At 68.3% G+C, this 20,845-nt stretch carries 19 protein-coding genes; 12 read left to right on the top strand and 7 right to left on the bottom strand.

The genetic code is table 11. The features are described from left to right. The first annotated feature begins 21 nt into the window (after nucleotides 1-21). Nucleotides 22-201, top strand: coding sequence for a 30S ribosomal protein THX (locus tag AC10QF_RS01455; protein WP_004150462.1), 180 nt, complete (start codon nucleotides 22-24; stop codon nucleotides 199-201). Nucleotides 202-333: 132 nt separating this feature from the next. Here AC10QF_RS01455 and AC10QF_RS01450 read toward each other — a convergent pair whose 3' ends face one another. The 3 genes from AC10QF_RS01450 to AC10QF_RS01440 all read right to left on the bottom strand — a co-directional run bounded on the left by AC10QF_RS01450 (nucleotide 334) and on the right by AC10QF_RS01440 (nucleotide 3,961). Further along, the gene (locus AC10QF_RS01450) at nucleotides 334-1,584 is read right to left on the bottom strand and encodes an alkaline phosphatase family protein (RefSeq protein ID WP_069138019.1); all 1,251 of its coding nucleotides are present in this window, start codon (nucleotides 1,582-1,584) and stop codon (nucleotides 334-336) included. A 410-nt stretch (nucleotides 1,585-1,994) separates the two neighbouring features. After that, nucleotides 1,995-2,486 carry a methylated-DNA--[protein]-cysteine S-methyltransferase gene (locus tag AC10QF_RS01445; protein WP_494541604.1) on the bottom strand — a complete coding sequence of 164 codons (492 nt, stop codon included), beginning with the start codon at nucleotides 2,484-2,486 and terminating at the stop codon, nucleotides 1,995-1,997. Then, entirely contained in the window at nucleotides 2,483-3,961 is a 1,479-nt protein-coding gene (locus tag AC10QF_RS01440) for a DNA-3-methyladenine glycosylase 2 family protein (protein ID WP_053501265.1), read from the bottom strand. Before AC10QF_RS01440 ends, AC10QF_RS01445 begins: the two co-directional genes overlap by 4 nt. Nucleotides 3,962-4,377: 416 nt before the next feature. On the opposite strand from AC10QF_RS01440, the gene AC10QF_RS01435 reads away from it, so the two are divergent. The 4 genes from AC10QF_RS01435 to ubiM all read left to right on the top strand — a co-directional run bounded on the left by AC10QF_RS01435 (nucleotide 4,378) and on the right by ubiM (nucleotide 7,805). Next, the gene (locus tag AC10QF_RS01435) at nucleotides 4,378-5,541 is read left to right on the top strand and encodes a COG3904 family protein (RefSeq protein ID WP_494541603.1); all 1,164 of its coding nucleotides are present in this window, start codon (nucleotides 4,378-4,380) and stop codon (nucleotides 5,539-5,541) included. A 59-nt stretch (nucleotides 5,542-5,600) separates the two neighbouring features. Continuing rightward, nucleotides 5,601-6,146: a DUF4019 domain-containing protein gene (locus AC10QF_RS01430; RefSeq protein ID WP_005415810.1), complete on the top strand. Its 546-nt coding sequence runs from the start codon at nucleotides 5,601-5,603 to the stop codon at nucleotides 6,144-6,146. Between the two features lie 11 nt (nucleotides 6,147-6,157). Then, nucleotides 6,158-6,547 (top strand): MAPEG family protein, encoded by a 390-nt coding sequence (locus tag AC10QF_RS01425; protein WP_494541602.1) that lies wholly within the window; start codon nucleotides 6,158-6,160, stop codon nucleotides 6,545-6,547. 79 nt (nucleotides 6,548-6,626) lie between these two features. Continuing rightward, nucleotides 6,627-7,805: a 5-demethoxyubiquinol-8 5-hydroxylase UbiM gene (ubiM, locus tag AC10QF_RS01420; protein ID WP_069138013.1), complete on the top strand. Its 1,179-nt coding sequence runs from the start codon at nucleotides 6,627-6,629 to the stop codon at nucleotides 7,803-7,805. An 11-nt stretch (nucleotides 7,806-7,816) separates the two neighbouring features. On the opposite strand, the gene AC10QF_RS01415 is transcribed toward ubiM, so the two are convergent. Continuing rightward, nucleotides 7,817-8,038, bottom strand: a complete 222-nt coding sequence (locus AC10QF_RS01415; RefSeq protein WP_014036469.1) for an RNA-binding S4 domain-containing protein — start codon at nucleotides 8,036-8,038, stop codon at nucleotides 7,817-7,819. A 269-nt stretch (nucleotides 8,039-8,307) separates the two neighbouring features. Here AC10QF_RS01415 and AC10QF_RS01410 point away from each other — a divergent pair, with 269 nt between their 5' ends. From AC10QF_RS01410 to AC10QF_RS01385, 6 genes are all read left to right on the top strand, one after another. Then, complete coding sequence (locus AC10QF_RS01410) at nucleotides 8,308-10,254, top strand: DEAD/DEAH box helicase (RefSeq protein ID WP_053497041.1); 1,947 nt, start codon at nucleotides 8,308-8,310, stop codon at nucleotides 10,252-10,254. 218 nt (nucleotides 10,255-10,472) lie between these two features. Continuing rightward, on the top strand, nucleotides 10,473-12,896 hold the full coding sequence (locus AC10QF_RS01405) for a putative bifunctional diguanylate cyclase/phosphodiesterase (protein ID WP_111176283.1): 2,424 nt from the start codon (nucleotides 10,473-10,475) through the stop codon (nucleotides 12,894-12,896). Nucleotides 12,897-13,004: 108 nt separating this feature from the next. Then, nucleotides 13,005-14,669, top strand: coding sequence for a sensor domain-containing diguanylate cyclase (locus AC10QF_RS01400; protein ID WP_494541601.1), 1,665 nt, complete (start codon nucleotides 13,005-13,007; stop codon nucleotides 14,667-14,669). A gap of 34 nt (nucleotides 14,670-14,703) precedes the next feature. Further along, nucleotides 14,704-15,426 carry a pseudouridine synthase gene (locus AC10QF_RS01395; RefSeq protein ID WP_005408708.1) on the top strand — a complete coding sequence of 241 codons (723 nt, stop codon included), beginning with the start codon at nucleotides 14,704-14,706 and terminating at the stop codon, nucleotides 15,424-15,426. 133 nt (nucleotides 15,427-15,559) lie between these two features. Next, a complete protein-coding gene (locus tag AC10QF_RS01390) occupies nucleotides 15,560-16,630 on the top strand; it encodes a GGDEF domain-containing protein (protein WP_111176279.1) in 1,071 nt (356 codons plus the stop codon). Between the two features lie 117 nt (nucleotides 16,631-16,747). After that, nucleotides 16,748-17,908, top strand: a complete 1,161-nt coding sequence (locus AC10QF_RS01385) for an AAA family ATPase (protein ID WP_494541600.1) — start codon at nucleotides 16,748-16,750, stop codon at nucleotides 17,906-17,908. A gap of 30 nt (nucleotides 17,909-17,938) precedes the next feature. Here the strand turns inward: AC10QF_RS01385 and AC10QF_RS01380 are convergent, their stop codons facing one another. Next, a complete protein-coding gene (locus AC10QF_RS01380) occupies nucleotides 17,939-18,886 on the bottom strand; it encodes a DMT family transporter (RefSeq protein WP_005415820.1) in 948 nt (315 codons plus the stop codon). Between the two features lie 79 nt (nucleotides 18,887-18,965). On the opposite strand from AC10QF_RS01380, the gene AC10QF_RS01375 reads away from it, so the two are divergent. Next, nucleotides 18,966-19,580 (top strand): Pr6Pr family membrane protein, encoded by a 615-nt coding sequence (locus AC10QF_RS01375; protein WP_111176273.1) that lies wholly within the window; start codon nucleotides 18,966-18,968, stop codon nucleotides 19,578-19,580. On the opposite strand, the gene AC10QF_RS01370 is transcribed toward AC10QF_RS01375, so the two are convergent. Further along, complete coding sequence (locus AC10QF_RS01370) at nucleotides 19,501-20,373, bottom strand: DUF72 domain-containing protein (protein ID WP_069138007.1); 873 nt, start codon at nucleotides 20,371-20,373, stop codon at nucleotides 19,501-19,503. The genes AC10QF_RS01375 and AC10QF_RS01370 overlap by 80 nt on opposite strands. Continuing rightward, complete coding sequence (locus tag AC10QF_RS01365; protein WP_005415823.1) at nucleotides 20,370-20,813, bottom strand: VOC family protein; 444 nt, start codon at nucleotides 20,811-20,813, stop codon at nucleotides 20,370-20,372. The genes AC10QF_RS01370 and AC10QF_RS01365 overlap by 4 nt, the downstream gene beginning before the upstream one ends. Nucleotides 20,814-20,845: the final 32 nt, after the last annotated feature.

The raw sequence follows: 20,845 nt of genomic DNA, 5'->3' as shown, positions 1-20,845 counted from the left end.
CACACTTGAGGAGTTGAAGACATGGGTAAGGGTGACCGCAAGACCGCCAAGGGCAAGCGCTACAACGCCAGCTACGGCAACGCCCGTTCGCATACCGCGAGCAAGGTCGCCGTAGGCGCCGCCGCCCCGGTTGCCAAGAAGACCGTGGCCAAGGCTCCGGCGAAGAAGGCCGTGGCGAAGAAGGCCGTCGCCAAGGCCTGATCCGGCCGCGCGACTGGTCCAAGGAAGAACGCGGCGCCTGGCGCCGCGTTTTTTTATGCATGATTTTGCAGAGCCGAGCCCATGCCCGGCTGGCGCAATGCAGCCGAGCGTGGGCTCGGCTCCACAACCGGATCAGCGCAGGGTCTTCTTCAGCGTTTCCGGGTTGCCGTCGTTCGGCGCGGCTGGTACCTGCAGAAGGTGTGCCAGCAGTGGATAGACATCGACATTGTCGAAGCCATCGATCACCAGGCCCTGGCGGAACGACGGGCCACTGGCCACGAACACCGCGCGCATGGACGGCAGCGCGTTGTCGTAGCCGTGCGAGCCGCGGTCCTGCTGTTCGCGCTTGGCGATCTTTTCCTGATGCAGGGCATCCCAGCCTTCATCCATCATGCAGACAATGGCGGGAATGCGCGGATGGGTGCCGTAGTGCAGGCGCGCCGGCAGTTTTTCTTTCTTCCAGCATTCGTAGTGCGCGTGGCGGCCGAGCAGAGCGCGTTCGGCGGCGGCTTCATGGCCGACCACCGGTGCGAAGCCGACCGACTGGCCCTGGCTGACATTGCGCGCAATCGCCGGGTCGACCATCGATTCGGTGGCGATCACCTGGCCAGCGGGGACACTGGCCATGCCATGGTCGGAAACCACGATCACATTGGTGGTTGCGGCCAGCCCACGTTGCTGGAGTCCGTCGAGCACCTGGCCGACGATCTGGTCGGCGCGCACGATGGCGTCGGCGTACTGCTTCGACTCGGGGCCGTAGTTGTGACCTGCCTTGTCCACGTGTTCCATGTACAGCGTGGTCAGGCGGGGGGCATCGGCGTCGGTCTGTGACAGCCAATCGAGCACGATGCCGGCGCGCTGTTCCAGCGGTTCCTTGCCGTCGTAGATGCGCCACTGGCTGGGGCGTACACCACGGATCTCCGATTCGCTGCCCGGCCATGACGTGGTGGCCGAACGCACGCCAGCGTTCTCTGCGCCGACCCAGATCGGTTCGCCGCCCCACCAGCCACTGGTGGTAACCGCCTTGCGGTTGCTCAGTTCAAAGCGGCCCAGGGTTGCATCGTCCATGCTGTTGTTGACGATGCCGTGGTGGTCCGGGCGCAGGCCGGTGACGAGGGTGTAGTGGTTGGGGAAGGTCAGTGACGGATAGGACGGGGTCATCCAGCGTGCACGCACGCCGCCGTCGATCAGTCGCTGCAGGTTCGGGGTCAGGCCGCGATCCAGCGCGTCGGCACGCAGGCCATCGATGGAAATCAGCAGCAGCTTGGGCGGTGCCGCTGTTGCAACAGCGGTGGGAACAGAGGCGGAAGGGGCGGGTGCGGTGGTGCAGGCGGCCAAGGGCAGCAGCAGCGCCAGCGCGCAGGTCAGGCGTACGGAAGTCATCCGCGCATGATAGTGCGAGGTAATGACGCGCCCAAGACACGGCGCACTATCGCGCGCCGTCTCCGCGCATTTTTCCTTATCCCCGCGCCTGTCGGCGCGCCCCCTTCAACAAGAAGGGGGCTTTTTCTCCAGACAGTTTACAGACGCTTCCATACACGCATGGCGTGGATCTACCGCGTCGACCAAGGTCGACACCTACCCACCGCCGCGGGAATCTGTCGAAAGTGGGGCGGTGTGGGTGGGCAGGACCGTTGGCGCCATGGATGGCGCCATCGAGCCCCCATGGATGGGTTTACGGCGTGTCCTGCCCACCCATACCGCCCCACCCAACGCGTAGAAAAACGGAGCTGTATTGGCTCTTGACCTTGCCGTTGCCTCTGCGGGTGCCGGGCGCAGCCCGGCCGGCCCTCTCAGGCGAACAGCGGGGCCTGGCGCTGTTCCAGCCGCAGCAGCGCGGCCTTGGTTTCCAGGCCGCCACCGAAGCCGGTCAGTGCACCGTTGCTGCCGATCACGCGGTGGCAGGGCAGGATGATCGGCAATGGATTGCGGCCATTGGCCGCGCCCACCGCGCGGGTCGCGCTGGGTTGTCCCAGGTGCTGCGCCAACTGCAGATAGCTCCAGGTCTGGCCGAACGGAATCAACGCCAGCGCCTGCCACACGCGCAGCTGGAACGGCGTGCCGCGTGGTGCCAGCTGCAGGTCGAACCGGCTGCGTTCACCGTGCAGGAACTGCAGCAGCTGTTCGCGTGCCTCCGGCAGTGCATCCGGTGCGTAATGCCAGTCATCGCGCCCGCGTGCGGGGTGACGGTTCTCCGGAAACAGCACGTGCGCAAGACCACGCTCGTCACCGGCGATGGTCAATACGCCGATCGGGCTGTCGAAACGATCGAACAACAGGGTCATGTCGGTTCTCCAACGAACGTGCCGGACAGGTGCCACAGGTGCAGCACCGCGTAGGCGCGCCACGGACGCCAGGGTTGCGAGCGCGCTTCGGTCGCGCGTTCGCTCAGGCGCTGGCCCTGCGCGTGGCCGAGCACCTGCTGCAGTACAAGATCGCCGGCCGGGAAGGCATCGGGCTGGCCGAGGCCACGCAGGGCGATGTACTGCGCGGTCCAGGGGCCGATGCCGGGCAGTGCAACGCAGCGCGCAACGAATTCCTCCAAGGCCTGGCCGGGCCCGAAGTCGAGCCGGCCGCTGGCGCAGGCGGCGGCCAGGGCGCGCACGGTGGCGGCGCGGCTGCGCGGCAGGCCGATGGATTCCAATGGTGCCTCGGCCAGTACCTCGGGCGCTGGAAACTGGCGATCGAAGTCGGATGGCATGCCCGGCAGGTGCGCGCCATAGGCGTCGACCAGGCGCCGCGCGAAGGTGGTGGCCGCGGCCACGCTGACCTGCTGCCCGAGCACCGCGCGTACGCCCACCTCGAAGCCATCCCAGCCGCCGGGCACGCGCAGCCCGGGGCGCTCGGCGATCCCGCGCGCCAGCAGAGGTTCCTCGCCGAGCGCGGCATGCACCTGCTGCAGGTCGGCATCCAGATCGAACACCCGACGCACGCGGCGCACGATGTCGGGGATCAAGCGCGGATCCACCGCGCCCAATTGCAGGCGAAGTTCCGGCCGCTTCGAATCGGCGGTGACGCGCAGCAGGGTGGGGCGCTCCGGCGCGCCCAATACGCGCTGGTAGCTGTCTTCACCGATCAGTTCGATGCCGGGCAGGCTGCGTTTGCGCAGGAAGGCCAGCATGCGTGGGAAGTCCAGTGGTGGACGGTAGCCCAGGCGCAGCACCAAGCCGCCATCATCTGCAGCCAACGGTTGATGCTGGCGACGCAGGGCGGTCGGCGCCATCCCACAGCCCTGCAGGAACGCGGTATTGAAGCGGCGCAGGCTGTTGTAGCCGGCAGCCAGCGCGACGTCGGTCACCGCCAGCGTGGTTTCGGTCAGCAACTGTTTGGCCAGCAACAGGCGATGGGTTGCGTGGATCTGCCCGGGCGTTGCGCCGAGATGTTCGACGAACAGGCGCTGCAGTTGGCGCGCGCTGAGGCCGAGCTTCGTTGCAAGATCGGCCACCGGCTGCTCCTGCAGGAAGCCGCCGTGGATCAGCGCCAGTGCGCGCTGCACGGTCTGTCCGGCCAGGGCCTGCTGGGCCTGCGGTGCCAATTCCGGGCGGCAGCGCAGGCAGGGGCGGTACCCGGCGGCCGCGGCGGCCGCGGCGGTGGGGAAGTAGGTGATGTTGCGCGGCTTCGGCGGCGGTGCCGGACACACCGGGCGGCAATAGATGCCGGTGCTGCGCACGGCGGTGAAGAACACGCCGTCGAAGCGTGCGTCGCGGGCCAGGCGGGCGCGGTCGCAGGCGGCGGTGTCGAGGGCGAGAGGGGAGTCCATGGCGCCAGTCTAGGCCCGCGCGGGCGGCGATACTCGCCACATTCGGACATGGATACTGAAGGGGGGCAGGCTGCGCTGCGCCCTGCACCCGCGGTAGTGCCGGCCGCTGGCCGGCAACGGCAACGGCAGAAGCTGGTTTTCTGTGGGGAGGCGGGGTGGGCCCGGTTGCGGGAGACGCCGTAAACCCGTCCTTGGGGGCTTGGCCGCGGCATCCATGCCGCGGACACTCCCGCAACCGGACCCACCCCGCCTTCGACAGGTTCCTGCGATCTGTCGGAAGGGCATCCCGCTCTGGTAGGTGTCGACCTTGGTCGACACGCTTCCCCAAGGGTCAGAAGGGGTTCATCACCACGCACTGAATGCGCGGCCTGGACGGGTAGACTGTGGCTCCTGCTCACCTGAAGACCGGTTGCCCGATGTCCGCCAAACTCCGCTGGTTGCCCCTGTTGTGCCTGGCCCTGGCGGGCTGCAGCCAGCTGGAGAATCCGGGCAATGTGACTGCCGCCGACAAGGCCGCGCGGGCGCCGTCCAGCGATGGCGAGAACATGGTGTCGATCAATGCGGCTGACGCACCGCCGCCGCCGGCACCGCCGCGCAGCCGGGAGGACCGGCCGTGGCCGCAGGCGCAGCTGGAGAATGGACGCGCCTGGATCAGTTGCAGCACCGAGTACGCCGGCGAGGCTGGCGACGGTGTCGAGCTGGAAGGCCTGCAGCGCGAGCAGATCACCCAGGCCCTGGCCCCGTGCGCCGAGCGTGGCCTGATGCGCGTGCGCTACGCCGGCAAGATCAATCCGGGCTTCGCCGAGATGATGTGGCGTCTGGCGGTGGTGGCCGACCAGCAGAAGATCCACAAGCGCATCCTTGACCTGGATTCCAGCGGCGGGCAGGTGGAGTCGGCGATCGTGGCCGGTGACAGCATCGGTGAATCGGGCTGGACCATCTGGGTGCGCGAAGGCTCGATCTGCCACAGCGCCTGCGTGTTCGTGCTGGCCGCCGGCGACAACCGCCTGCTGTCGGGCAAGGTCGGCATCCACCGCATGATGCGCATCAGCTCCAAGGCCACCTCGCGCGCCGAGCTCAACCGCGAGCTGCACGAGGTCTACGACAACGTGAAGGACTACCTGCAGCGCAACGGCGTGGCGGTCGGTGTGGCCGATCTGATGATGACCGTGCCCAACCGCAGCCTGCGCCTGCTGACTCCGGACGAGCTGCGCCAGTACGGCCTGGATGGGACCAATGCGGTGCAGGATGATCTGGAACGGATCAAGCAGATGCGTGCCTGCGGCGATGATTTCGTGCAGCGCAAGGACGCGTTCCTGGTCGCCTTCGACCAGCAATGCAAGCGCGAAGGCGCCGACATGGAGTCGATCAACAGCTGCGGCCAGGCGTTGAAGCAGCGCTTCGGCTTCCCGGACGCGGTCTGCCCCGACGAAAGCCCGCTGTCGGAGATCGATGTGGCGACGCTGCCACCAGCGCCGCCGGAGCCGCCGCCGGTGGCCGAACAGGCGCCAGCAGAGACCGGCACGCCGGCCGCGCAGGCCGATGCGGCGGCGGTGGAAGGCAACGCCCACGCGCGCTGACGAACCGCTCACTGCGCTGGCGTAGACTGCGGTCCTTTCCTCCAGAACCGGCGGTGTCCATGAAGCGCGTGCTCCTGCTGCTGTCCCTGCTGCCCCTGACTGCGTTGGCGCAGGCACCTGCGCCGGCCACGCCTGCACCGGCTCCGGCACGCCCGGCCCCGGCATCGCCGGCGGCTGCGAAGCCCGCCACTGCCGGCGCCCCGGCGTTGACCGCTGCGCAGCAGGCCCAGGTGCAGAAGCAGGACGCGGAAATGGGCGCGGCTGCGTTGAAGGCGGCGCAGCTGGTCGATGCCAACCGCGCCGGCGAATTGTGGGATGGCGCTTCGGCCGTCGCGCGCCGTGCGGTGCCGAAAGCCACCTTCGTCAGCCAGTTGGCCGCCGAGCGCACGCGCCTGGGTGCGCTGGCCGGGCGTGGCCAGCCGACCATCACCCGGGTCAAGTACAGCCCCGGCGCCGCAGTGCCGGAAGGGTTGTACATCAACGTCAGCTTCCCGACCCGTTTCGCCAACAGCGCACAGCCGGTGCGCGAGCTGGTCTCGTTCCGCTTCGACGAAGACCAGGTCTGGCGCCTGGCCGGTTACAGCCTGCGCGCGTCGGCACCCTGAGGAGATGAACGATGGCAACTGAACTGACAATGCTGGCCTGGTCGATCGTGCTGGGCTTCGTCTACATCTTCGCCACCTCCACCGTGGTCACCCGCGAGCGCGGGATGAAGTGGAATGCCTCGGCACGCGATGGCGATGCAAAGCCGCTCAGCGCGCTGGCCGGTCGCCTGCAGCGTGCGCAGGCCAACTTCCTGGAAACGTTCCCGTTCTTTGCCGCTGCCGCCATCTCGGTGGTCGTGGCCGGGCGCAGCAACGACACCACGGCGCTGGCTGCGCAGGCCTACGTCTGGGCGCGTGTGGTCTACCTGCCGCTGTATGCCGCGGGCGTGCCCTACCTGCGCAGCCTGGTCTGGCTCGTATCGCTGCTGTCGATCCTGGCGCTGGTGTTCGCACTGCTGTAGCCGGGCCTGATCCAGATCAAGGCCAGTCATGCGCGCGGCGCTATGCTGGCCCGGACTGAATCAACGGCAGGAGGCGCGCATGCGCAGGATGGACGTGGTGGTGGTCGGCGCCGGACCGGCGGGCCTGTGCTTCGCGCGTGCGCTGGCCGGCAGTGGCCTGCAGGTCGGGCTGGTCGAAGTGCAGCCGCGCCAGGCCCTGGCCGAAGCCGCCTTCGATGGCCGCGAGATCGCGCTGACCCATGCCTCGCGGCAGAGCATGGAGCAACTGGGGCTGTGGCAGCGCCTGCCGCAGGCCGAAGTCGCCGAGCTGCGCGATGCCAGGGTGATGAACGGCGGCTCGCCGTTCGCGTTGACCTTCGCCAGCAGTCAGGCTGATGGCCAGCCGCTGGGCTGGCTGGTGCCCAACCACCTGATCCGCCGTGCTGCATGGGATGCCGTGCAGGGCCAGGATGGGCTGGAGCTGTTCGACGGGCGCAAGGTGCTGGGCGTGCAGGCCGATGCGCAGGGCCACGTGGTCAGACTCGATGACGGCAGTCAACTGCACGCGCGCCTGCTGGTCGCGGCTGACAGCCGCTTCTCCGCCACCCGCCGCATGCTTGGCATCGGTGCGCAGATGCGCGACTTCGGCAAGTCGATGCTGGTATGCCGCATGCAGGTCGAGCGCGACCATCACCATACGGCCTGGGAGTGGTTCGGCTACGGCCGCACCATGGCGCTGCTGCCGCTCAACGAGGGCCAGGCATCGGCGGTGATCACGCTGCCGCCGCGGCAGATCGAAGAACTGCTGGCGATGGACGAGGTGGCTTTCGGCGAGGCCATCAGTGCCTGCTTCGAGCATCGCCTGGGCCGCATGCAGCCGGTGGCCACAGCGCAGGCGTATCCGCTGGTGGGGGTGTACGCGCACCGTTTCGTCGGCGAGCGTTCCGCGCTGATCGGCGATGCCGCGGTGGGCATGCACCCGGTCACCGCGCACGGCTTCAATCTGGGACTGGCCAGCGCACAGCGGCTGGCACAGGGCATCGTCGCGCAGCAGCGGCGCGGTGCCGACATTGCCGCCGCCGGCATGCTGGCCAGCTACCAGCGCGGTCATCGACTGGCGTCGCGGCCGCTGTACGAGGCCACCAATGCGATCGCCAGCCTGTACACCGACGATCGCCGCCCGGCACGCCTGCTGCGGGCCGCGGGCCTGCGCGTGGCGCAGGGCGTGGCACCGTTCAGGCAGCTGATTGCCTCGCACCTGACCCAGCGCGTGGCCTGAACACTCTCGGATCAGCCAGCGGCCAGCACGCGGATCTGGCTGTCGGCGAACTCGACCACCTGGCCTGCGCGGATCTTGCAGGCCTTGCGCAGTTCGACCTCACCATCGACCCGCACCTGGCCCTCGCTGATGACCATCTTGGCCTCGCCGCCGCTGGTGACCAGGTCGGCCAGCTTCAACAGCTGCTTGAGTTCGACGTAGTCGCCGTCGAGGTCGAATTCGAGAATCTGCATGGAGCGAGGGGTCCTGGAAAGAGGGCGCAGGCCAGCGGCCGGGCCGGAAAGAAGGGCGCGTATTGTGCGCCAGCACGGGGCATGACGGCACGCGCATGGAAAGCTGTACGCCTCGTTCAGGATCAATGCGGTATCATTCCGCTCTGAGCGAGTGAAATCTCCTCCGACCGAGCAGCGCCAGGGCACGCGATAAGAAGGGCGCCCAAAGCGCGGACCATCACCCTTTTTATCGCACTGCCAGGAAGACGGCAGTGCCTTCGGAGTTCCCCATGTCCCAAGATTCCCAAGCGCCGCTGCAGTTCGCGCAGCTCGGCCTGTCCGAGCCCGTGATGCAGGCGGTCACCGCCATCGGCTACGAAACCCCGTCGCCGATCCAGGCCGCTACCATCCCGGCGATGCTGGAAGGCCGCGACGTGCTGGGCCAGGCCCAGACCGGTACCGGCAAGACCGCTGCGTTCGCACTGCCGGTACTGTCCAACATCGACCTGCAGCAGATCAAGCCCCAGGCCCTGATCCTGGCGCCGACCCGCGAACTGGCCATCCAGGTTGCCGAGGCGTTCCAGTCCTATTCGTCGAAGATCCCGGGCTTCCGCGTGCTGCCGGTGTACGGCGGCCAGCCCTACGGCCAGCAGCTGTCGGCGCTGCGCCGTGGCGTGCATATCGTGGTCGGTACCCCTGGCCGCGTGATCGATCACCTGGACCGCAGCACCCTGGACCTGTCCGAGCTGAAGACCCTGGTGCTGGACGAAGCCGATGAAATGCTGCGCATGGGCTTCATCGACGATGTCGAAGCGGTGCTGAAGAAGCTGCCGGAGCAGCGCCAGGTGGCCCTGTTCTCGGCCACCATGCCGCCGCAGATCCGTCGCATCGCGCAGACCTACCTGCAGGACCCGGTGGAAGTGACCATCGCGGCCAAGACCACCACCTCGGCCAACATCCGCCAGCGCTACTGGTGGGTGAGCGGCATGCACAAGCTGGACGCGCTGACCCGCATCCTGGAAGTCGAGCCGTTCGACGCGATGATCATCTTCGCGCGCACCAAGGCCGGCACCGAAGAACTGGCCAGCAAGCTGCAGGCGCGTGGCCTGGCCGCTGCCGCCATCAACGGTGACATGCAGCAGGCCCAGCGCGAGCGGACCATTGCCATGCTGAAGGAAGGCAAGCTGGACATCCTGGTCGCCACCGACGTGGCCGCCCGCGGCCTGGACGTGGAGCGCATCAGCCACGTGCTGAACTACGACATCCCGTACGACACCGAGAGCTACGTGCACCGCATCGGCCGTACCGGCCGTGCCGGCCGCAGCGGCGAGGCGATCCTGTTCGCCACCCCGCGCGAGAAGGGCATGCTGCGCCAGATCGAGCGTGCCACCCGCCAGCCGATCGAAGAGATGCAGCTGCCGAGCGTGGAAGCGGTCAACGACACCCGCATCAACAAGTTCACCTCGCGCATCAGCGAAACGCTCGGCGCCGGCGGCCTGGACTTCTACCGCCAGCTGCTGGAGCGCTTCGAGAACGAGCAGAACGTGCCGGCCATCGAGATCGCCGCCGCGCTGGCCAGGATGCTGCAGGGCGATACCCCGTTCCTGCTGCAGCCGCCGGTGCGTGCCCCGCGTGAAGAGCGCGCGCCGCGCGAGCGCTTCGACCGTGGCGACCGCCCGGAGCGTGGCGATCGCTTCGACCGCAACGAGCGGGGGCCGCGCTTCGAGCGTGGCCCGCGTCGCGACGACGCCGAAGGTGGTTTCGAGCCGCGTCCGCGCCGCGAGGTTCCGCCGCGTGGTGCGCCGGAGCAGGGCATGGAGACCTACCGCATTTCGGTGGGCCACCAGCACGGCGTGAAGCCGGCCAACATCGTCGGCGCCATCGCCAACGAAGCCGGTCTGGAAAGCCGCTTCATCGGCCGCATCGACATCCACGACGACTTCTCGCTGCTGGACCTGCCGGCACAGATGCCGCCGGACGTGCTGTCGCACCTGCAGAAGGTGTGGGTGTCCGGCCAGCAGTTGCAGATGCGTCCGCTGGCGGCCGGTGAAGAGATCAATCCGGCCCCGCGCCCGTTCAAGCCGCGCTTCGACAAGCGTGGTCCGGGCGGCCCGGGTGGCCCGCGTCGTGGCGGCCCGGGTGGTCCGGGTGGCCATGGGGGCGACCGCGGCGGTGACCGCGACAGCCGCCCGCCACGTCGTGATGGCTTCAAGCCGCGCGGCCCGCGCAGCTTCTAAGCCGCACCCGCAGCCGTCAAGAACAACGCCAGCCCCCGGGCTGGCGCACAGGAAAAGGGGACGGAGGGGATTAAGTCGTATTTGGCAGGCCATGCGCTTATGCCGAAAACGACTTAATCCCCTCCGTCCCCTTTTTCGCATGGTCAACACATTGCCGGTCATAGGCTGGCCCGGTTCCAAAGGAGGTTGTCACCGCAGCACATTCGGGGGGATCCGGGATGGGTAGGAGTGGCACGGACCAACACAGCCGGCGGGTGCCGATGACCCGGGGGCTGGGACTGCGATTTGCGTTGTTGACCGGCATGGCGATCGGACTGGTCGCACTGTCGGCGTTGATCCAGGAACTGCAGGCGGCCTCCACCGCCTGGATCGCCGGCCAGGGATACTGGTCGCGCGGTCAGCAGGATGCGACCGCCGCGCTCAGTCGCTACCTGGCGCGCGGTGATGTCCAGGACCTGGACGATGCACGCCAGGCCCTGCAGGTGCCGTTGGGCGATCTGCAGGCGCGGTTGGCGCTGGAACAGGCGGAGCCTGACGAAGAGAAGGCCCGGCAGGGCTTCCTGCAGGGGGGCAACGCGCACGCCGACATTCCGCGCCTGGTGTTTTCGTTCCGCTACGCGCGGGATATCGGTGCCTTCCGCGAAGCGACCGCGTTATGGCGGCAGACCGACGGGGACCTGATGGCGCTGCAGCGCCTGGTCGATGAGTTGCAGCGGCGGCACGAGGGTGGCCCCGTAGTGGCAGCCATGCGTGACCACTACCTGCAGCAGCTGCGCGATCTGGACCAGCGGATGAAGGTGCAGAGCCAGGCGTTCTCGCAGGCGCTGCTGCGGATGGCGACGCTGGTGAGGCTGGCCACGTTGATGGTCGCGGGCCTGTCGGTGCTGGCGATCAGCCTGATGGCGGTGGCCCTGGCGCGCCGCGTCGGCAAGGACCTGACCGAACACGAGAGCCGCTTCCGCGCAGCGTTCTACCAGGCCAACGTCGGCATGCTCAAGCTCGATACCGAAGGCAAGGTGATCGAGGCCAACCAGGCGATGGCCGACATCCTCGACCATCGTCGTGACATGCTGCTGCAGCTGTCGCTGGCTGACCTGCTGATGGACGGCGAGCTGGTCATTGATGGGGTGGGGCGCATCGATTGGGACCGCCAGCTGCGCCCGAGCGAACTGCGCTTCCGCCGTCGTGATGGCAGCCTGGTCTGGGGCCGCTGGAGCGGCACCGGTGTGCGCAGCGCCGGCGGTGGCCTGTCGGTGTTCGCGATCATCGAAGACGTCAGCCAGAACCATGCACTGGCGCGCGAGATCGAGCACCACGCCAGCCATGACCCGCTGACCGGCCTGATCAACCGGCGCGAGATCGAACGCCTGCTCGAACGCGCGCTGCTGCAGGTGCGCAGCGAAGGTGGTACGCACGCGCTGTGCTACATCAACCTGGACCATTTCAAGCTGGTCAATGACAGCTTCGGCCATGCCGCCGGCGACCAGATGCTGCGCAGCTTCGCCGATTACCTGGTGGCGGCGGTGCGCGATGGTGACTGGGTGGGCCGGCTGGGTGCGGACGAGTTCGCGGTGTTCCTCGCCCATGCCGGGCAGGACGAGGCCAAGCGCGTGCTGCAGCGCGTGATCCGCAATCTGGGGCAGGCGACGTTCCCGGTGAGCGAGGGCAGCCCGCAGTTGAGCTGCAGCATCGGCGTGGTCGAGGTCAGCGCCGATGCACCGGATGTGAACTGGTTGATGAGCGCCGCCGACAGTGCCTGCTATGCGGCCAAGCAGGCCGGGCGCAACCGCGTGCACTGCTTCAACGAGAACCGCATGGCGCTGGAGGAACGGCGCCGGGAAGCCGAGCGGCTGCAGGGCGTCAGCCTGGCCATGGCCGAGAACCGCATGGTGCTGTATGCGCAGCGCATCGCCCGCGTCGGCGATCCCACCTACCTGCACTACGAGGTGCTGGTACGCATGCGCGGCAGCGATGGCAGCCTGCACCTGCCGGGCCAGTTCATGCCGGCGGTGGAGCGCTATGGCATGGCCGTGGCGCTGGACCGGCACGTGCTCGGCCTGCTGTTCCGGCACCTGCAGGTGTGCCCGGCGCATGTGCGGCAGCTGGGACTGTGCAACGTCAACGTGTCGGCGCAGTCGATCGCCGAACCCGGCTTCCTCGCCTTCGTCTGCGACCTGCTGGAGCGCAATCGCGCGCTGGCCTCCAAGCTGTGCTTCGAGATCACCGAGACCGCAGCGATCAGCAACCTCAGCCAGGCGCGCGCGTTCATCGATGCGGTGAAGGCGCGCGGCTGCCGGATGGCGCTGGACGATTTCGGCTCCGGGCTGTCCTCGTTCGGCTACCTGCGCCAGCTGCCGGCCGACATCCTGAAGATCGACGGGGCCTTCGTGCGCGACATGGATACCGATCCGGTCAGCCACGCCACCGTGCGCGCGATCAGTGAACTGGGGCGCGAGCTGCAGATGGAGGTGGTGGCCGAATGGGTAGAGACCGCCGAAGTCGCCGCCGCGCTGACCCGGCTTGGGGTGCAGGGCCTGCAGGGCTATGCGGTCGAGCGACCGCAGCCACTGGAACGGATGACCCTGGCCGACCTGCGGCCGGTGCGCCTGGTGGCGGTGCAGGGCCCGCCTGCCGCAGGTTGAACGCCGTCGGCGACTTTGGTCTACACATGCGTTGCAGCCGCGGCTGCGATAATGCCCGCCAGGGGCGACGCGCAGTGGGCGCGGGCGTAAGCAGGAACAGGACGTGGCGTGGGCGGCAGGCAGTGGCAGTACGGAACAGGGGCGGTGCTGGTCGTGCTGTTGGTGTGGTTGGCCACGCCGTGGCCACTGTGGGCCGCTGCCGTCGAAGCCGGCCGCGATTACCTGCTGGTCGGCGCAGCCACCGATGAACCCACTCCACATCGCGCATGCACGCCGGACATGCTGGCCGGTCGCCGGCAGCAGGTGCAGGTGCCTGCGCCGCCGGGCGGCTGGTCGGGGCAACCGCAGGCCCTGGACGTGTTCAATGTGTTCGCTGGCGAAGTCCGCGTGCAGTATGGCGATCGCGAGATCTGCGGCAACATGCACGATGCCCGTACCCGAGACTCACGCTTCCGCGCAGGCATCGGGCTGGTGGCGGTGCCGCCAGCGGGCAGTCACGATCCATTCCTGGTGTCGTGGCAGACGCCGTTGAAGGCGCGTTGGGTACCCACCCTTCGGCTGGGCGCGCCCAGTCCCGTGCAGCAGAACGATACCGCCCGCCTGCTGGTGCGCGCGGCCTGCATCGCCGTGGCGATCGCACTGGCGTTGTCGGCACTGATGGCCTTCCTCACCACCCGCGACCGCAGTTTCCTGGTCTACATCGCCGGTACCACCGTGCTGGTGCTTTGGCAGGCCATCCTCGGTGGCCTCAGCGGCTATCCGGAACCCTGGTTGCCGGTGGGCGAGCGCGGTGCCTGGTGGCTGCTGGTGTTGACTGCGGCCACGCAGGCCTTGGTGCTGCCGGCGCTGTGGCGGCTGAATGGCGGTGATCGCCTGTTGCCGCGTTCGCGTCCGTTCCAGCTGGTGGCGCTTTGGGGATTGCTGGTGTTGGCTGCACTGGTGCCCTGGCTGCCATGGGACAGCCTGGCCTGGGTGGCGCAGGGCCTGCAGGTGTCCTATCTGCTGGGCTGTGGCCTGGCGTTGATGGCCGGGGTGTGGGCACGGCTGCGCGGTGACCGCTGGGCGCAGGCGGGGCTGGCGGCGCTGGCGCCGATGCTGGTGTTGATCCTGGCCGACGCCTGCCGCGCGGCGTGGTTGCTGGAATACCGCGTGGAGGCCCTGCAGCTGGCGGTGACCTGGCTGCTGATGATGGCCGCCTACGCACTGAACCAGCGGCTGGGCCGCCTGCGCCAGCAGCGCGATGAACTGCGCCAGCTGGCCGAGACCGATGGCCTGACCGGCCTGCCCAACCGCCGTGCCGGCCTGCAGCAGTTGGCCCGCCACCTGGAGCGGGTTGACCGCGAGCGTGGCCCGCTGGTGATCGGCTTCCTCGATATCGACCTGTTCAAGGAGATCAATGACCGCCATGGCCACGCCGTGGGTGACCTGGTGCTGGTGGCGGTGGCGCGTGCATTGCGTGCCGCGGTACGCAGCCAGGACCAGGTAGTGCGGATGGGCGGCGAAGAGTTCCTGCTGCTGATGCCGGGCATGCCCCGCGAGGCGGCGTCGGCGCGCCTGGATCGCCTGCGCCAACGCATTACGGAGGCGGCCCGGGCGCTGCAGGTGCCCGGCCTGGAGGTCACCGCCAGCATCGGCCTGGCGCAGTGGCGGCCGGGCGAGGACGATCTCGCCGCGCTGCTGCGCCGGGCCGACCATGCCATGTACGTGGCCAAGCGTGCCGGCCGCAACCGGGTGTTCGACGGCGAAGAACTCGATCCACCCGGCCTGGCATGAAGCGCGGCGGGCGGCGATGCCGGATAATAGGGCGATGACCACCCGACTCAACAAACACATCGCCGACACCGGCTTCTGCTCCCGCCGCGAGGCCGATCGCCTGATCGCCGCCCGCCGGGTCACCGTCAACGGCCATCCGGCCGGCACCGGCGCGGTGGTGGGCGAGGAAGACCAGGTGCTGGTGGACGGCCAGCCGCTGCGCGCGCGCGTGGCCCGCAAGCCCGGCGCCCGCCGCCACGTCTACATCGCGCTGAACAAGCCGGTCGGCGTCACCTGCACGACCGAGACGTCGGTCAAGGGCAACATCGTCGACTTCGTCGGGCATGAACAGCGCATCTTCCCGATCGGCCGCCTCGACAAGGAGTCCGAAGGCCTGATCCTGATGACCAGCAACGGCGACATCGTCAATCAGATCCTGCGGGCCGAGAACGGCCACCAGAAGGAATACCTGGTGGCGGTGAACAAGCCGGTCACCGATGAGTTCCTGCGCGGCATGGCGCGTGGTGTTCGCATCCACGACCAGATGACGCTGCCATGCAAGACTTCGCGCATCGCCAAGTTCGGTTTCCGCATCACCCTGCAGCAGGGCCTGAACCGGCAGATCCGCCTGATGGCCGCCGAGTTCGGCTATCGCGTGACCCAGCTGCGCCGCGTGCGCATCGACAACATCAAGATTGGGGCGCTGAAGCCGGGCCAGTGGCGCAACCTGACCGAGCAGGAGCTGCAGGGCCTGCTGCCGAAGCAGCTGGACTGGTAGTGCCGGCCGCTGGCCGGCTGCAATGGGCGCGCGGTGTATCCGGGATGCCGGCCGACGGTCGGCACCACCGCCATGCGGATTGCGCACCGGCTTCCGCTAGACTTCGCGGTGACCTGCCGGAACGTGACGTTGCATGATCAAGCCCGACAAGCCCGCCAACGAAGCCCTTCGGCTCGAGGCGCTGTACCGCTACCGCATCCTCGATTCGGAGCGTGAAAAATCCTTCGACGACCTGGTGGTGATCGCCAAGGCGGTCTGCGGCACCTCGATGGCGGCGGTGACCCTGATCGATGTCGAACGGCAATGGTTCAAGTCGATCCAGGGCATCGATGCGGCGGAAAACCTGCGCAGCGAATCGATGTGTGGCCATGCCATCCTGCAGCCGCAGCAGATCATGGTGGTCGAGGATGCGCTGCAGGATGCGCGCTTCCACGACAATCCGGTGGTGGTCGGCGATCCGCACATCCGCTTCTATGCCGGCGCGCCGCTGATCAGCTCCGACGGCTTGCCGCTGGGTACGCTGTGCGTGTTCGACGCACAGCCGCAACACCTGGCCAGCGACAAGGCCGAGGCGCTGGCCGCACTGTCGCGGCAGGTGATGCTGGTGATGGAGTTGCGCCGTTTCGCGCTCGACATCCAGAACCACATGCTGGAACGCGATGATTATGAGCGCCTGCTGTCGGAGTACCACGACGTGCTGCTGGCGCAGAACGCCGACCTGGCCGAGCAGAGCCGCACTGATGCGCTGACCGGCCTGCCGAACCGCCGCGCGATGGCAGCGGCGCTGGACGAGGCCGTGGCGATGACCGGGGAGCAGCCCGCTGAGGCCTGCGTCGCGCTGCTGGACATCGATCATTTCAAGCACATCAACGACTTCCAGGGCCACGCCACCGGCGACCGCGTGCTGGCCGAACTGGGCGCGCTGCTGCGGTCGCACTTTGCCGGCCGTGGCATGGCGGCGCGCTATGGCGGCGAGGAGTTCGTGGCAGTGATGCCCGCAACCGACCTGCGCACCGCCGAACTTCAGTGCGAGTTCCTGCGCCTGGCCGTGGCCGACCTGCCACTGGGCTTCCCGGTCACGATCAGTATCGGCATCGCCCAGCACCAGCCCGGTGAAAGCGTGGACGACACGCTGGCACGTGCCGACAAGGCGCTGTACCGGGCCAAGGGCAATGGCCGCAACCGGGTGGAAGTAGCGGGCTGAAGCGCCCCGCCCGGTAGATCCACGCCATGCGTGGATGCTCTTCCCGATTCACATCGCGTCGCAGCGCCTGCGATCAAGAGCGGGCAGCATGACGCTCTGTCTTCCCGGACGCCGACCATGCTGCAGACCCTGGCCATCGCCCACTATCGCTCGCTGCACGGTTTGGTATTGCCGCTGCAGCAGTTGAATGTGGTGACCGGCGACAATGGCAGTGGCAAGTCCAGCCTCTACCGCGCGCTGCGCCTGCTGGCCGAGACCGCGCAGGGCGGCGTCGCGGCGGTGCTGGCCCGCGAAGGTGGGCTGGGCTCGGCGCTGTGGGCGGGCCCGGAAAAAATAGACCGTCGGGTTGCTGCCGGCGAAATCCCCTTGCAGGGCGGCCCACGCCAGGAATCGGTGGGATTGAAGCTCGGCTTCACGACCGACGAATTCGGCTACGCCATCGATCTCGGCTACCCGCCGCCGAGCCGTTCGCCGTTTGCGCTGGACCCGCAGATCAAGGCCGAGGCGATCTGGGCGGGGCCGTTCCTGCGCAGCGCCAACCAGCTGGTCGATCGTCGCGGGGCGATGGTGCGGCAGCGCCATGCGCGCGGTTGGGATCTGGTGGATGACCGGTTGTCGCTGTTCGACAGCCTGTTCACCCAGGTCGGCGATCCGCAGCGCATGCCCGAAACGATCACCCTGCGTGAGTACATCCGTTGCTGGCGCTTCTATGACCATTTCCGCAGCGATGGCGATGCCCCGGCGCGGCAACCGGCGATGGCCACGCGCACGCCGGTGCTGCATCACGATGGCCGGGACCTGGCGGCGGCCTGGGTGACCATCCTCGAGGTCGGTGACCCGGTTGCGTTGGCACGCAGCGTCGACGACGCGTTCCCGGGCGCCACGGTCGGTTTCGAGGAGCTGGATGGACGCCTGGCGCTGCGCTTCCACCAACCCGGGTTGCTGCGGCCATTGTCGATGGCCGAGCTCTCCGACGGCACGCTGCGCTTCCTGCTGCTGGCGGCGGCGCTGCACACACCACGCCCACCGCCGCTGATGGTGCTCAACGAACCGGAGACCAGCCTGCACCCGGACCTGCTGCCGGCGCTGGCGCGGCTCATCATCGCAGCCAGTGCGCGCAGCCAGGTATGGGTGGTGTCGCACGCCAGCCGGCTGATCGCGGCGTTGGAACAGGCGCCAGGGTGCCATTCGCTGCATCTGTACAAGGAACAGGGCCGCACGCTGTTGAGCGGGCAGGGCCTGCTGGATGCGCCGGCCTGGCATTGGCCGCAGCGTTGATGCGGCCATCCACGCCATGCGTGGATGCACTCAATCGGCGATGTTGCGCGCTTCGGCCGTGCCAAGGATTTCCGGATGCTGCACCGGCTTGCGGCGGTTCAGCAGCGGATGCAGGAACACCGCGCCGACGATGATCGCCACGCCCAGGTAGAACCACGGGGTGACTTCGTGCTGCTCGCGCAGCAGCACCACCGCCAGTACCACCGCATAGACCGGCTCCAGGTTGGTCACCAGCTGCACCGTGTAGGCACTCAGGTGGCGCAGCGCGACCAGGGCCAGGGCGAACGGCAGCAGCGTGCAGAACCCGGCCAGCACCAGCAGCAGGATCCCGTCGTGCAGATTCGGGACCACCCACAGCGGGCTGGCCAGCGCCGGCAGCAGATAGGGCATCAGCGGCGCCAGCAGGGTCAGTGTGAGGGTGCCGGCACCCAGCTCCAGCGCGGTGACCGTGAGCGGATCGGCATGGCTGACCATGCGCTTGTTGAGCGAACCGAACACCGCCACCAGCAGCGCCGAGATCGCGCCGATCAACACACCCAGGCGCATGCCATCGGGCACGCCACCGACCACCAGCGCAACACCCGGCAGCACCGCCAGGCCAAACGCCAGCTCACGCAGCTGGAACGGCCGCTTGGCCACCCACGGCTCGATGATCGAGGTGAACACCGGTGCCAGTGCGATGCAGGTGGCAGCCACCGAGGCATTGGCCAGCTTCACCGCGCCGTAGAACGTCAGCCAGTGCAGGGCGACCAGCGCGCCGATACCGGCGTAGCCGGCGACCAGCCGCGGGGGCAGGGTGCGCAACCCGCGCCAGACCCGCGGCAGCAGGGCCAGCATCGCCGTCACCAGCAGCATGCGCCACCACACCAGCGGCAGTGCGGGCAGGGTGATCAGCTTGCCGAGGATGGCCGTGATGCCCCACAGCAGGACACAGAAATGGATCTGCCACAGCGCTTTGCGGGTGTCGGGTGTGCTCATCGGCCTATTGTGAGGCAATCGTACGGTCGCCGGCGACGCCTGTGGCATGCTCGCGGAAACTCCTCAGGGGAACCCTGCAATGGCTGCCAACCGCTCCGCCCTGCGTGCATGGGCAGCACTGACTGCACTGGTGGCCGCCACCGCGTTGCTGCTGCAATACCTGTTGCTGCTACGCGGCCCCGGGGCGGCTGCCGGGGTCGGCATGGCGACACTGCGCTTCGTTGGTTACTTCACGATTCTCAGCAACGTGGCGGTGTGCCTGGGATGCGTCAGGCTGATCCGTGCGGGTGTGCTGGACACGACTGTCGCCGCGGTGATCGCGTTGTGCATCGGGGTGACCGCGTGCATCTACGTGCTGGCGTTGCAGGGGCTGTGGCAGCCCACCGGGCTGCAATGGTGGGTCGATGCCGGCCTGCACTACGCTGTGCCGGCGCTGTACCTGCTGGGGTGGTGGTGGCTGCTGCCGCATGGGGCGCTGCGCTGGCGCGCGCTGGGCGGCGTGCTGCTGGTACCGCTGGTCTACCTTGGCTGGGCGATGCTGGTCGCTGCAATGACCGGACAGGCGCCGTATCCATTCCTCGAACTGCAACGCCTGGGCCTGGCGGCCTTCCTGCTCAACGTGCTGCGCGTTGCCGGCGTGTTCGTGGTGGGGTGGACCCTGCTGTGGGGGCTGGACCGCTGGCGCCGTCGATGAGGCGCTGCAGGGCCATCGCTGCGGCCGGGTTGCGGGCCTTGCCGGCACCGATGCACAGCAGGTAGACCTCGCGCGGGGTTTCCGGGGCGGACCCGGCCAGGCAGGGCAGGTCGTCCACCGGCTCGCCGCGTGACCAGCGTCGCGCGCGTTCAGCCCAGCGCTGCTGCACGGGTGCAGGCAGGCCCTCGTTCAAGCGGGCCTGGCTGCGCTTGATCCGCGCGTAGACGAAGCCCGCACTGACATCGCCATGCAATGGCGCCTCGTCGCTGTCCTCGATCACCAGCGCCACGCCGTGGCGGCGCGCGGCGGCGACCAGTGCCGGTCCATGTGCTTCGGCGTTGCGCACTTCCAGAGCGTGCTGCAACGGCACGCCCTCGAGCTGCTTCGGCAGCTGCGCCATCAGCGCTTCCAATGCATCGGCGTCGGCCGGATGGTGCGGATCGAACTGCCACAGCAGCGGGCCGAGCCGGTCACCGAGTGCAAGTGCCGCCTGCAGGAACGGCGTGGCCGCTTCCACGGTGCTGGACAGGTCGCGGCGCTGCACCAGGTAGCGTGGCGCCTTCATCGAGAAACGGAAGCCTTCCGGCGTCTGCGCGGCCCACTGCGCGCACTGGGCCGCAGTGGGCGTGCGGTAGAAGGTGCCGTTGATCTCGATGCAGCGCAGGGCGCGGCTGGCATGGGCCAGTTCCTCGCGCTGCGGCAGTCCCACCGGATAGAACATGCCGCCGCGCCACTCGGGAAACACCCAGCCGCCGATACCGCAGCGGATCGCCATCCGGCCAGCAGCGGTCACTGGCTGTGGTCCTCGCGCCAGGGGTCGTAGCTGCCGAACCACCACAGGTAGCCTTCAGGATCGGCACAGGCGTAGCCGCGGCCACCGTAGTCCTGGTCGGCAATGTCGATGACGATGCGCGCTCCAGCCGCCTTGGCCCGCGCATAGTGCGCATCGACATCGGTGACGATCACGCAGGCACTCTGGGTCTGGCGGCCGCCGACTTCTCCGGGCAGAACCGCGTGTTCGCTCCACGCGCTCTGGTTGTTGGCCGAACCGAGCATGATCATGCCGTTGCCGAAGGTGAGCTGGGCATGGAAAACCGTATCGCCATCGGCATACACGGCCTGGGCATGGAAGCCGAAGGCCCGCTGCAGCCAGTCGATGGCGGCCAGCGCGTCGCGGTAGCGCAGGCACGGAATGATGGTGGAGCCGTTGCTTGATTGGCCGTTTCCGCCCATGACACCCCCTCCTATGGCACGGGGCAGGGTGC

The organism is Stenotrophomonas maltophilia complex sp. Om-AH-Sm3, from assembly GCF_059337855.1.
The sequence above is the reverse complement of the archived record's forward strand: the minus strand, read 5'-3'. Positions and strand labels throughout refer to the sequence as shown.

Coding starts and splice junctions, on each gene's coding strand:
- AC10QF_RS01455 (WP_004150462.1), top strand. CDS start 22: ATGGGTAAGGGTGACCGCAAGACCGCCAAGGGCAAGCGCTACAACGCC.
- AC10QF_RS01450 (WP_069138019.1), bottom strand. CDS start 1,584: ATGACTTCCGTACGCCTGACCTGCGCGCTGGCGCTGCTGCTGCCCTTG.
- AC10QF_RS01445 (WP_494541604.1), bottom strand. CDS start 2,486: ATGACCCTGTTGTTCGATCGTTTCGACAGCCCGATCGGCGTATTGACC.
- AC10QF_RS01440 (WP_053501265.1), bottom strand. CDS start 3,961: ATGGACTCCCCTCTCGCCCTCGACACCGCCGCCTGCGACCGCGCCCGC.
- AC10QF_RS01435 (WP_494541603.1), top strand. CDS start 4,378: ATGTCCGCCAAACTCCGCTGGTTGCCCCTGTTGTGCCTGGCCCTGGCG.
- AC10QF_RS01430 (WP_005415810.1), top strand. CDS start 5,601: ATGAAGCGCGTGCTCCTGCTGCTGTCCCTGCTGCCCCTGACTGCGTTG.
- AC10QF_RS01425 (WP_494541602.1), top strand. CDS start 6,158: ATGGCAACTGAACTGACAATGCTGGCCTGGTCGATCGTGCTGGGCTTC.
- ubiM (WP_069138013.1), top strand. CDS start 6,627: ATGCGCAGGATGGACGTGGTGGTGGTCGGCGCCGGACCGGCGGGCCTG.
- AC10QF_RS01415 (WP_014036469.1), bottom strand. CDS start 8,038: ATGCAGATTCTCGAATTCGACCTCGACGGCGACTACGTCGAACTCAAG.
- AC10QF_RS01410 (WP_053497041.1), top strand. CDS start 8,308: ATGTCCCAAGATTCCCAAGCGCCGCTGCAGTTCGCGCAGCTCGGCCTG.
- AC10QF_RS01405 (WP_111176283.1), top strand. CDS start 10,473: ATGGGTAGGAGTGGCACGGACCAACACAGCCGGCGGGTGCCGATGACC.
- AC10QF_RS01395 (WP_005408708.1), top strand. CDS start 14,704: ATGACCACCCGACTCAACAAACACATCGCCGACACCGGCTTCTGCTCC.
- AC10QF_RS01390 (WP_111176279.1), top strand. CDS start 15,560: ATGATCAAGCCCGACAAGCCCGCCAACGAAGCCCTTCGGCTCGAGGCG.
- AC10QF_RS01385 (WP_494541600.1), top strand. CDS start 16,748: ATGCTGCAGACCCTGGCCATCGCCCACTATCGCTCGCTGCACGGTTTG.
- AC10QF_RS01380 (WP_005415820.1), bottom strand. CDS start 18,886: ATGAGCACACCCGACACCCGCAAAGCGCTGTGGCAGATCCATTTCTGT.
- AC10QF_RS01375 (WP_111176273.1), top strand. CDS start 18,966: ATGGCTGCCAACCGCTCCGCCCTGCGTGCATGGGCAGCACTGACTGCA.
- AC10QF_RS01365 (WP_005415823.1), bottom strand. CDS start 20,813: ATGGGCGGAAACGGCCAATCAAGCAACGGCTCCACCATCATTCCGTGC.